Genomic DNA, 11,489 nt, shown 5'->3' with positions numbered 1-11,489 from the left:
GCCGGAGCCGGACTGACGCGGGGGGCGCTTTATCACCACTTCGGTGACAAAAAAGGCTTGCTGGCGGCGGTGGTGGAGCAGATCGACGCCGAGATGGAGGCGCGCCTCTCGGCGATTTCCGATGCCGCGCCCGATCAATGGGAAGGTTTTTGGGGACGCTGCCGGGCGTTTCTGCAAATGGCCCAGGAAAAAGATATTCAGCGCATCGTCTTACAGGAAGCGCCCGCCGTGCTCGGGGCGGTGTCGGTGGAAGAGCAACAGCATTGCATCGCCTCGATGCGCGACATTCTGCGACGCTTGCAACTCAAGGGCGTGGTGCGCGAGTTGGACGCGGAGGCGTTGGCACGCCTGGTTTACGGTGCGCTGACCGAGGCTTCGCTGTGGATTGCGAGGGCCGAAGAGGGGACGGAACGCCTGACCCAGTCACTGCAGACACTGGAGTTGATGTTGCAAGGGGTTCGTGTCGATCCCGACCGCTAACGGGCGGTACTGCCAGAACCGATCCTCTCGATGTGACGCAAGGTCACTCGAGAGAGAAAACACTTCCCTGACCTCCGTCATCAGGCTGACAAGTCTGTCGGCCCTTCGCCAAACCCTTCGCTCATTTGCCTGACGGCCGTCACTGCCGAGTACGACTGTGGGTGAGTCGATAGAGCAATTGCGCTGCTGCACCCCGAGGGGTGATTGTTTTAACGAAAGTTCTGGAGTTTATTCGGCGGGCGAAGTATGAGCGCGCGCGAACATTATTGGGCGAGTGCGGAAACAAATTTAGTTACATATTGGAAATAAAAAGAAATATTTGTTTTTTAGCGAAAATGAGATTTTGTGCTTCTGCGTAATGTAATAATTTGAAATAACTACAGATTGGACAATAATCCTGCTCGCCATTAACTTCGCCGCGACTTCGAAGTTCACTAAGTTGTATGAAAAGTGTGGAAATCACGATGTCGATGCCGCGGGCTTTAATGCTCGATTTTGTACCGAATAGTTAAACTAACCGCTTCGTTAATCGAGCGCTTTGTTGCAGTAAATATTTGGTCGATAGCCTCGTTGTTAAAGGTGGCAGGACAATTTAGTTGCTCTCTTAGTCTTTTGCGTCGAACTTTGATAAGGAATATCAGGCATGACGAAAGCTCCCATCCAAGGTGTCCTACCGGTCGCCATTCTTCCCTACAACACTGACCTTTCTCTGGACACTTCGGCCCTGCGTCTGCAAATCGAACACATCTTGCACACGGGGTGCGACGGCGTAGTCATCGGGCAGATTTCCGAGGTCTCGCGCCTGACGGCCGGCGAGCGTTTCAAACTCGCAGAATTGATCGCTGAACAAACCGGTGATAAGGGCCTGGCAATCATGAGCACGGGGGGTGAAAGTATCGCCCAGGCCGTGGAATACTCTTGCCAGGCCGAGCAGGCGGGTTGTGATGCACTGCTGGTCATGCACCCGTCAATGTGGGCGCTCGATGACGAACAGATGTATGTGTATTTCGCCAATGTGATCGAAAGCGTGCGCATTCCGGTGCTGGTGCATCATGCCAAGTCGCTGGCCAAACGGCCGATGTCGATCGCGGTTCAGGCGCGTTTGCTCGAGACCTTCGGCCCGCAAAAAGTGCAGTTCAAGCCGGAGTCTGCGCCAACCGCCCCGAAAGTGTCGCTGCTGCGTGACGCGACTGCGGGTCAGGCACGTATTTTCGAAGGTGACGGCGGCATGATGCTCGTCGACACCTATCAACGCGGGCTGGCGGGCGTGATTCCGGCCACGGAAATCGCCGAAATCACCGTGGCGCTGTGGAACGCATTGAAAGTTGGCGATGACAAACTCGCCAGAGCCATCGGCTACCCGCTGTCCTATTTGATGTGCCATATGATGGCCAGTATCGACTGTTACTTGCAGTTGTCGAAGCACCTGCTAAAACGTCGTCGATTGATGAGTAACACATTGATCCGCCCACCAGTGGATTTCAGCATGGACCCGGAAACCCTTCGCGAAGTCGAAAAGGTTTATGACCAATTACTTGAATTCGTCACCCAGTAATAAGGAAGTTACTCATGAAGCGTTTTGGTTTTTCTATTCAGTTGACCAGTAAAGAAGCCGTTGAGTTGTATAAGAAGTTGCATCGTCAAGTGCCGGAGCAAATTGCCGGCGACCACGGTGTACTTCGCGAAATTGGTCTGCAACGCATGTCGATTTACCTGTTGCCGCCGAACACACTGTTCATGCAGGTTGAAGCCCACGAGCAATTCGACCCGCTGCGTGACTTCAGCCATGCCTTGTCTTTCCACCCGGCGGTGCAGGCATGGGATGACCAGATGCACGGCGAACAGAATCCGCTGTTGAAGCGCATTGCCGGTAACGACACCGAACTCAACTGGTGGCGTCTGGAGCAGGTCTACGACTGGACCGTCGATACGGCAGGCAACCAAAAATGACCGATCGGAGACAGTCATTCGCGTTAATGGATTGCCCCTTCCGTGACGGCGGGTTCCAGACCGACTGGCGGTTTTCCGATGCCATGGCCCGGCAGTACTTCGGTACTTGCCTGGCCACCGGCGTGGACATCGTCGAACTGGGTTACCTGAACCTCGATCCGGGTGCCACTACTTCATATACCGGTTCTTACAAGGCGTTGCCCGAGTCTTTGACGGCGCAGCAACGCGAACTGATAAACCCCGGCTCGATGAAAGTGACGGTGATGATCGACGCCGGGCAAATCGTCGGACAATCGCCACAGGCGGCTGCCCGGCTGATAGTGGCGGCCGTTAGGCGCACACCGTTCCGCATTGATATTTTGCGCATCGCCGCCAAGAGCAATGAGGTGCAAGCGAGTCTGGCGCTGGCGCAGGCGCTGGCCGGGCATGGACTGGAAGTGATGCTCAATCTGATGCAGATCGGTGAGTTGCCGGCGGATGAGCTGGCGCGGATCCTGCGCCGTCTCGACGGCGAGCCGATTGCCGCGCTGTATTTTGCCGACAGTTTCGGGCGCCTGTTGCCGGATCAGGTTCACCGCTTGTTCCGGCAGGCGGCAGAGATGACGGCCTTGCCACTGGGCTTTCACGCCCATGACAACTACGGGCTGGCCGTGGCGAACACGCACGCAGCGCTCGGGGCAGGGGCCAGGTTTGCCGACGGCACCTTCGCCGGTTTGGGCCGGGGTGCAGGGAACGCGCCTACCGAGACCCTGGCACTGCTCAAGTCTGAAGCGCACGCGATGGACGCCTGCGAGCGTTTTCTGGCCGAGCATATCGAGCCGTTGCGAGCGGTGGCGAACTGGGGGTATTCACCGACCTATCGCTGCCAGGCGCGCCACAATGTTCATCCGACTTACGCGCAGAAACTGTTCGAAGGCGCGCCACTGACGTGCCTCGAACGCAACGACATCATCGGCAGGATTGCCGGGCATGTCGGCTCGCACAAATTCGATCTGAACATTCTCAACCAATACACGTGAGCACAGGACAGGCTTATGACCACGTTCAAGCTTGGCGATGTGATGGCGGGCAAGAAGCTGGTGTTCTTCGATTGCGACGGCGTATTGCTCGACTCCAATGGCGTGAAGCTGGCGGCTGTCGATCATGCGCTGGCGCATTATCCGCAGGCGCTGCGCGACCGCTGCAAGGAAAGCTTCAGGCTCAACTTCGGGCGTGCGCGACACTGGCACTTCGAGGCGTTCGAGCGCCTGATCGCCCCTCGCGGGCCGGCCGCCAGAGACTTCGTGGCGGCGAGCATTGCACGTTATGAAGACTACTTGCGCAGCCATTACCGCTGTTCTGCGGTGGTCGCCGGAGCACCGCAGTTACTGGCGTTGCTGCAAGAGCAGGGCGTGACCTGTTTCGTAGTGAGCGGCGGCAAGGAAGAGGAAATTACCGAGGCGTTGGGTGTCAGTGGGATTGATCGCTACATGGCGCGCATTATCGGTTCGCCGACCGCCAAGATGGCCGCGATCAACGCCTTGCTCGAACAGCATGATTGCGCGGCAGCGCAGGCAGTGTTTCTCGGCGACGCGATTGCTGATGCCGAGGCCGCCATCGCCTGCAAAGTGCCTTTCATCTTTGTCAGCGGTCATGCCCTGGTTGACCGTTCTACCCTGAGTGCCCGATGGCCTGCGGGTCATTGTGCGGTTGAGGTGCCTGATCTGCGGCCGGACAACCCGGTTGTGCATTTCGGTGCAGCCTGTCAGACAGTCAAGGAGGATTATTGAATATGAACACCCGCAAACCGCTAAGGATCGCCATCACTGGCGTCAGTCGAGGGTTGGGCAAAGCCCTGAGTCATGCGCTGGCTTCGCGCGGGCATCAGGTCTACGGATGCCAGTTGGCCGTTGACGCAACAACCGGCGCACAGGGCAATCCGGTGCTGTTCAACGCGTCGGTCACCGAGCCAGGCGAGATGCAGCAGTTCGCCCACGCGGTCGGTCGCGAAGGCCCGGTGGACATCGTTGTCTGCAACGCCGGCGTGATCACCGAGCGCAAGCCGGCATGGGAAATCGCCGTGGAGGACTGGCAGCGCGTAATGGACGTCAATGTGCTCGGCGTGGTGAATACCCTGCACGCGTTCCTGCCTGCGATGCTCGACCGCCGGCAGGGTCTGTTTATCGCCATCAGTTCGGGTTGGGGACGCTCGGCCTCCTGGGGCCTGGGCCCGTACTGTGCCAGCAAATTCGCGGTCGAAGGGCTGATCGGCTCGCTCATCGCCGACTTGCCCGAAGGGGTGGGCGCCGTTGCCCTCGATCCGGGCAATGGGGTGAACACCCAGATGCTGTCCATGTGTCTGCCGGATGAACACGAGCAATACATCTCGCCAGAAAACTGGGCAGAACATGCGGCCGATTACATCGTCGAGCATCTGTATCGGAAGAACATTTCCGGCAGCTGCACGGTTCCGCATCCAGGCCTCTGACGGCCGGCTTCTTACAGGTACGTAGATCATGCTGACAAAAAACGGGTTGTTGTAACCGGTGGCGGTCGCGATTTCGGCCAGGCCGTGTCGGTCTGGCTGGCGCGTGAAGGTGCTCATGTCGATTTGTGTGCGCGCCAGTTGGCCAGCGCTCAGGCAACGTGCGAGATCATTCAGGGCGAGGGCGGTTCTGCCCGCGCCTACCAGTGTGATATCGCCGACGCGGCATCGGTACGCGCCTTCGCCCAGAGCCTGCAGGCAGACGAGCGTCCGATCGACATCCTCGTGCTCAGTGCGGCGCAGTGGCTCGAAGGGATGCTGGGCGAGGCTGACAGCGACGAAGAAATCACCTCGACCATCAACTCCGGCCTGACCGGCTCGATCACCCTGACCCGGGCGCTGTTACCGAGCCTGCGGCGCTCGGATGCCGCTGACATCATGGCAATGGTGTCGGTCTGTGGCGTCCCGCAATTCACCCAGTCCATCGCCCACCCGGCGTTCTTTGCCGCCAAGCATGGCCTGAGCGGTTTTTGCCAGAACATGGCGCATCATCTGGCCAGCGAGCAGATCCGCGTTACCGGGTTCTATCCGCCGGATTTTGAAGTGACCGGGCTGGATGAAACGGTCGACCCTCGCGGCAAGTTGCTCAACGGCCGTTCGATCTGGGAAACCATGCGCTTTGTGCTGACCCAGCCGCGCAGCTGTCACATCGACGCGGTGCATTTCCGCGGCCCGACCCGAGAGAGCCTGCAATGATGCGCATGGCCCCAGCGCGCAGGCAGGCAGCGACGGGTTTTCGCTTGGCCGTCGATGACGCGCAACTGCAGCAGACGATGCCAGCCAACATCGCCGCCGGCTTTTTTGCGGCGCACTGCCACCCGGCGGCGTTCTACGATAAATGCGTGCAGCATCTGGCGGTCAGCAGCCTGGCCCCGGATCTGGCGTTCGATGGACGGCAACTGGCTTCACTCAATCAGTTGCCGGCCGACGACGGGCGCGGCTGGGTGGTGCGCCCGGCAGTGTCGCCGTGCTCGCGGGGCTCGGCGGTGCTGGTGTGGGGCGAGGGCATCAGTGCCAGCGAGGCGGCTGCACTGTTGCGCGAGTCGCCGGGGCCGTTCCAGATTCATGTGCACGAACAGGGTTACCCGGTATTCATCAACGGTGTGTTCGACGCTGGCCGGTTCGAGGTCAGTGATGTCTGGCGCTGCCACACCCAGGACCTGGACGGGCGACGGCACCTCACCGCCGTCACCAGCCTGAGCCTGGCGGCATTACCCGTCGAGCTGGTACCGCGCCTGGCAACGCTGGCCAGTCAATTGGGTATGGTGCACGGGCCGTTGCACGCCGAAGTACTGATCACACCCGCCGGCCCGCGCCTGGTCAAGCTGTCGCCACGCCTGGCGAGCACCCCCTTGCCAGAGCTGTGCCGTCTGGGTGGCTGGCCCAGCCAGGAGGAGGTGTGGCAACAATGGCCGGGGCATCGGCAGGCAACCCGGTCGCCGGCAGCGGCGGTGGCGGATTACTCGTTTCTGATTACCCGCCCAGGGCGCATCAAGGCCCTGCGCTTCGATCGCGAAGTCCGTGCGCTGGCGAGTTTCAGTCACTACTTCGCCGAGCCGTTGCTGGGGCAGCACGTGGCGATGACCACCGACGGCACCACTTACGGCTGTACGGTGTTTTTACGCAATCCTGACGCCGCCGCGCTCGACGAAGACATCGCCAGGCTTCAGGCGCTCAACCGCCAGGGTGCCTTTGAGTTCGAGTAACGCTTAGCCGAACCGGCAATACCTATAAAAAACGCCCAGGGGCTGTCGTCGTGCGATGACCTTCCTGCGGCCTCGCTCAGCCTGAAATTCTGTAGAAAGGGAGTTCACATGAGTTTTGCAACCGATTTGACCAGAAGCCCTTGCAAGCAAAAAATCCATGACGTGGTGGGCATCGGTTTCGGCCCCTCGAACATTTCGCTCGCCATTGCCTTGCTGGAAATGGCCCCAGAACTGGAGGTCGCTTTCGTCGACAGTGCGCCCGGCTTCGGTTGGCACAAGGGCATGCTGTTCAAGAACGCGACCATGCAGGTGTCCTTTCTCAAGGATCTTGCCAGTTTTCGCAATCCGCGCAGCCATTTCACCTTCGTCAATTACTTGCACACCAAGGGGCGCATCGCTGCATTCTCGAATAAAAAAGACTTCTTTCCGGGGCGCCTGGAGTTCCACGATTACCTGAGCTGGTGCGCGGCAGAGTTCAGCGATCAGGTGTTCTACGGCCACCGGGTGGTCAATATCAGTGAAGGTGGTGTGGACGGCGACGGTTCACCGTTGTTCAGGGTCGAGATGCAGGTCGGCGACACCACGACTTCGCTACTCGCGCGTTCGCTGGTGCATTCGCTGGGCCTTGAGCCACAGTTGCCGGGTAACGTTCAGGCCGGTGAGCGCATCACCCACGTTCATCATTTGCTGGCGCACCTGCAAGACACACCGCTGAAACCCGACGGCCACTGCGTTGTGGTGGGCGGAGGGCAGAGCGCGGCTGAAGCGGTGGAATATCTGCTGGAGACGCATCCGGCAATGCGCGTGACGGCGATCATGGCGCGCTACGGTTACACGCCGGCCGATGACAGCCCGTTCGTCAACGAAATCTTCAATGCCGACGTGGTCGATGATTTCCATGCGGCCGCGCCGCATGTACGCAAACATATTCTGCGCACGCACGCATCCACCAATTACTCCGCGGTGGACATGGCGCTGATCGAAAAGCTCTACCGCAACTGGTATGACGATGAGGTCAGCGGTCAGCAGCGCCTGGTGCTCGAACGCATGAGCCGGCTGCAGTCGGCGCAGGTCCAGGACACGCAGGTGCAGGTGACGTTTGCCCGGCAGATGAGTAACGAGGTGCAGACTCTCGCTTGCGATTACCTGGTGTGCGCCACGGGGTTTCGGCCACGCAGCATTGCCAGCGTGTTGAGCCCGGCACTGGCGGCCCGGTTGATCCGCGATGAGGGCATGACCCGCGTTTCGCGTCATTACCGCCTGGCCTTTCAGGGCGACGCCGCGCCGCTGCTGTACTCCACCGGCGTTGCCGAAGATTCCCATGGGCTGAGCGCCACGCTGATTTCCAACATGGCCATTCGGGCCGGAGAGATCGTTGACGACCTCAAAGTCGCGCTGAAGCGGAGGCACTATGAGCAAGCCATTTGATGTGATCATCGTCGGTGCCGGCATCATCGGGGCGACGTGCTTCCAGGTCCTGAGCCAGGCCGGCCAGCGCTGTCTGTTGCTTGATGACAGGCAACTGGGCAGCGGCGTGACAGGGGCGTCCGGTTGCATCGTGCGGGTGGCGCACGCCTCGTTGCAGGCGACCCGTGCTGCAGCGCAGGGTTACCACTTTTACCGGCGTCTGGCACAGGACTCCCAAAGCCAGGTGCCCTTTGCGCAGACCGGTTATCTGCACTTCGCCGAGCCGCATGCCCTGGCGCAAATGCAAGGCTGGCTCGAGCAGGAAGACATTGAAGCGCAACTGCTCGATGCTGCGGCCCTGGCAAAGCGCTATCCGGACTTGCCGATCGCCGCCGGGCAGGCCTTGTTCGAACCCCGGTCGGGCTATATGGAAGCCAGGCCAACGCTGCACTATCTGGTGCGCTCGGCCATCGAGCAGGGCGGCGTGTACCACGATGCGGTGCAGGTTCAGGCGATCCGCGTCGACGCTGCGAGCCGGCGGGCTGTCGGTGTACTGACCTCCAATGGCAACTACGATGCGACCCGGGTCATCGTTGCGATGGGCAATGGCACCAGCGAGTTTCTCATCCGCCAGTTCGGTCATTCGTTCGGCCTCTGGAACCAGCACATCCAGGTCACCCGCTTCAAGGGCGCGGCCGCGCTGCCGACGGCGCCCTGTTTCATCGACGACACCCACCAGCTCAACGGGCGCTGGTGCCCGCTGACCGGGGGCTTCTATGTCGGTTACCCCACCGGGCAGCGAGTGCCGGCCAGTCAGGGCTATGCGGCGCTGGACCAGCGTCACGCGCAATTGACCCGCGAGCAGGGCCAATCCCGGTTCCCCTGGTTGCAGACGGCGTCGGTGGCCGGCGCGTTATGTCACAGCGACTGCTACAGCGAACAACCGATCGGATTGATTGGCGAGCAACCCGGCCTGCCAGGCGGCGTACTGGTGGCCTCCGGCTTCAGTGGCGGTGGTTTCAAGATGGCCCCTTACGTCGCCATGCAACTGGCCGACGCCATTACTCAGGGATAGAGAGACAGCACAATGAAAAAAATCAATATGTTTTCCCCGGCCAAGCGTTTCTACAACGTTGATTCGCGCGTCGTCGAGTTGCCGGGAACCGCGCTCAATCTGATGGGCTGCACATTGGCCCCGGGCCAGGAAAGCCAGCCGCACAACCATTTCGAAGATGAACTGTTCATCTTCACCGAAGGGCACGGTCTGGTCCGGACCGCGCAGGAAACCCTTGAGGTCAACGCCGGCGATGCGGTGCATTGCGCGCGATTCGAGTCGCACACCATCCGCAACCTGAGTGATCGCCAGCCGCTGCACTTTCACTCGCTGTATTGGGACGCGGGACAGTTGCAACCGAGCGAAGCGGAGCCGCCTGTGGACACTCTGATTTTTTCCACGCCGCCCACGCCCAACGGGGATTTGCATCTGGGCCACCTGTCGGGGCCCTACATCGCCGGCGATGTGCTCAAGCGCGTGTTGAGCAACAGCGGCGCCAAGGTCTTTTATGGCAGTGGCCGTGACGACAATCAGACGTACGTGCTGACGTGCGCAGCCAAGGAAAACACCTCGCCCAAGGCCTGCGCCGACCATTATGCCCAGGCGATTCGCGAGACCTGGCAGGGCTTTGGCATCGACATGGACCTGTTCATCACACCGGACAACCAAGGCGAATACGCCGATTTTGCGCATCATTACTTGCAGCGCCTGCACGATCAGGGCCTGATTTACGCCAAGGACACCCCGGTGTTCGTCGATGACCAAGGCAATGCGCTGCACGAAGCCTTTCTCAACGGCGGCTGCCCGCACTGTGGCGAAAGCAGCGACGGTAATGCCTGCGAAGCCTGCGGCCAGCCGAACCAATGCACCGACCTGACCCAGCCACGGGTCAAACGCGACGGTCGTCAGCCACAGTTGCGCATTGAGACACGCTTGTTTTTCCGCCTGAGTGCCTTTGCTGACGATCTGTCCAAGTACGTGCAGACAGCGAACATGCCGGCGCACGTCTATCAGCTCTGTCACACCATGTTGACCCAGGGGCTGCCGGATATCTGCATCAGCCATCGCAGTGACTGGGGCATTCGCCACCGCTTGCCGTCGATGCAGGATCAGGTGATGTACGTCTGGTTCGAAATGGCCTTCGGGTATCTTTGGGGAGCCAGTGATCTGCCGGTCGCCGGTGCCGATCGCTTCGCCAGAGCGGCCCATTGCTATTCGGGCAGCATGGACATCGTCCACTGCTATGGCTTCGACAACGCTTACTACCACACGCTGTTGTTCCCGGCGGTCTATCTGGCGCTGGGCCTGACGCCACCGCGCCACCATGTGGTCAACGAACTGCTGGACCTCGACGGCAGCAAGTTTTCCACCAGCCGGCGCCACCTCATCTGGGGCAAGGATTTTCTCGCCGAAACCGGCAGCGACTACGCGCGCATGGCCTTGATGCTCACCCGTCCTGAAGGCATGCGCAGCAATTTCACCGTGGCCCGGATCTGCGCCCGGATCAATGAGTTGTTCCCGGAAAAACTGAGTGCCTGGATGCAGCGTCTGCAAGCACGCTTGGCCGAGCACGGCGGCAAGATCCCCGAGCCTGGTGCCTGGCTGAGCGACCAGAAAAACTACCATGACGAGCTGCGCCAATGGATCGAGGGCTACCGGCAAGCAGCCTCGACGTCGACCTTTTCGCCACTGCGGATGGCCGAGCAGGTCGCGCAGGTCATCGACCGGGTCTCGCGTTTCAGTGCCGCGCAGGATTATCTGCTGAGTGCACCCGGGCAACCGCTGTCCAACCATGCCCGCACGTCGTTGGCATTGCAGGCGCTGACCGCACGTTGGCTGGCCTATGCCACCTATCCGTTGATGCCGGGCCTCAGCGAGCAATTGACTGACCTGCTCAATCTGGCCGAGCGCGAGTGCGATCCACAGCAGGCGAGTGCATTCTTCGCCGCAGGCCATGCGCCGGCGCTGCATCTACGGCTTGAACTGCCGCGATTGTCGGCAGAAGCCTTGGCGCGACTGATGCCGGGCCAGACTGGATGAGCCGCGTCATTGCACCACGGCCGGTCGGTATCGTCGGCCCGCTCACCGGGCCGCGTGCGGCCTACGGCGAGTGGTTGCGCCGGGCGGCGCAGGGTAGTGCGCTGCCATTGGTGTGGGCGGACGATGCGGCCGATCCGGTTGCTGCGGTCGATGCGGCACATCGTCTGTTGGCCGCCGGTGCCGAGGTGGTCATCGGCCATTTCAACAGCGAATGTGCCCGGGCGGCGGGGGCGCTTTACCGCGCCGCCGGGGTTCCATTGCTGCTGCCGGCAGCCACTGCCGCTGATCTGTGCCAGAGCGTGGGGGCATTCCGCCTGTGCGCCAGCGA

Annotated in this window: 11 protein-coding genes and 1 pseudogene; all 12 read left to right on the top strand. The window is 60.8% G+C overall.

Annotation, left to right across the window (positions count from 1 at the left end):
* Positions 1-480, top strand: a 480-nt coding sequence (locus tag DBR24_RS26530) for a TetR/AcrR family transcriptional regulator (protein ID WP_256591863.1), incomplete at its 5' end; no start/stop codon positions are given.
* A 643-nt stretch (positions 481-1,123) separates the two neighbouring features.
* Positions 1,124-2,035: a dihydrodipicolinate synthase family protein gene (locus DBR24_RS26525; protein WP_128616193.1), complete on the top strand. Its 912-nt coding sequence runs from the start codon at positions 1,124-1,126 to the stop codon at positions 2,033-2,035.
* 14 nt (positions 2,036-2,049) lie between these two features.
* Positions 2,050-2,430 (top strand): L-rhamnose mutarotase, encoded by a 381-nt coding sequence (locus DBR24_RS26520; RefSeq protein ID WP_128616192.1) that lies wholly within the window; start codon positions 2,050-2,052, stop codon positions 2,428-2,430.
* Positions 2,427-3,449 carry a homocitrate synthase gene (locus tag DBR24_RS26515; RefSeq protein ID WP_128616191.1) on the top strand — a complete coding sequence of 341 codons (1,023 nt, stop codon included), beginning with the start codon at positions 2,427-2,429 and terminating at the stop codon, positions 3,447-3,449. Before DBR24_RS26520 ends, DBR24_RS26515 begins: the two co-directional genes overlap by 4 nt.
* Positions 3,450-3,464: 15 nt before the next feature.
* Positions 3,465-4,199 carry an HAD family hydrolase gene (locus DBR24_RS26510; protein WP_128616190.1) on the top strand — a complete coding sequence of 245 codons (735 nt, stop codon included), beginning with the start codon at positions 3,465-3,467 and terminating at the stop codon, positions 4,197-4,199.
* Positions 4,200-4,201: 2 nt separating this feature from the next.
* Positions 4,202-4,897 carry an SDR family oxidoreductase gene (locus tag DBR24_RS26505; protein WP_256591862.1) on the top strand — a complete coding sequence of 232 codons (696 nt, stop codon included), beginning with the start codon at positions 4,202-4,204 and terminating at the stop codon, positions 4,895-4,897.
* 51 nt (positions 4,898-4,948) lie between these two features.
* A pseudogene (locus DBR24_RS26500) lies at positions 4,949-5,650 on the top strand (SDR family oxidoreductase); the annotation flags it as partial.
* Positions 5,651-5,694: 44 nt separating this feature from the next.
* Positions 5,695-6,660, top strand: coding sequence for a hypothetical protein (locus DBR24_RS26495; protein ID WP_128616187.1), 966 nt, complete (start codon positions 5,695-5,697; stop codon positions 6,658-6,660).
* 108 nt (positions 6,661-6,768) lie between these two features.
* Positions 6,769-8,088, top strand: a complete 1,320-nt coding sequence (locus DBR24_RS26490; protein ID WP_128616186.1) for a lysine N(6)-hydroxylase/L-ornithine N(5)-oxygenase family protein — start codon at positions 6,769-6,771, stop codon at positions 8,086-8,088.
* Positions 8,072-9,142: an FAD-binding oxidoreductase gene (locus DBR24_RS26485; RefSeq protein WP_128616185.1), complete on the top strand. Its 1,071-nt coding sequence runs from the start codon at positions 8,072-8,074 to the stop codon at positions 9,140-9,142. Before DBR24_RS26490 ends, DBR24_RS26485 begins: the two co-directional genes overlap by 17 nt.
* 12 nt (positions 9,143-9,154) lie before the next feature.
* Positions 9,155-11,161, top strand: coding sequence for a class I tRNA ligase family protein (locus tag DBR24_RS26480; protein ID WP_256591861.1), 2,007 nt, complete (start codon positions 9,155-9,157; stop codon positions 11,159-11,161).
* A partial coding sequence (locus DBR24_RS31345; RefSeq protein ID WP_218278153.1) for an ABC transporter substrate-binding protein occupies positions 11,158-11,489 on the top strand: 332 nt, incomplete at its 3' end. The genes DBR24_RS26480 and DBR24_RS31345, both read left to right, overlap by 4 nt.

Origin of the sequence: Pseudomonas sp. HMWF006, from assembly GCF_003061205.1 — a bacterium.
Classification (GTDB): Bacteria; Pseudomonadota; Gammaproteobacteria; order Pseudomonadales; family Pseudomonadaceae; genus Aquipseudomonas; species Aquipseudomonas monsensis.
Note: the sequence above shows the minus strand (reverse complement) of the source record. Positions and strands in the feature narration are given on the sequence as shown.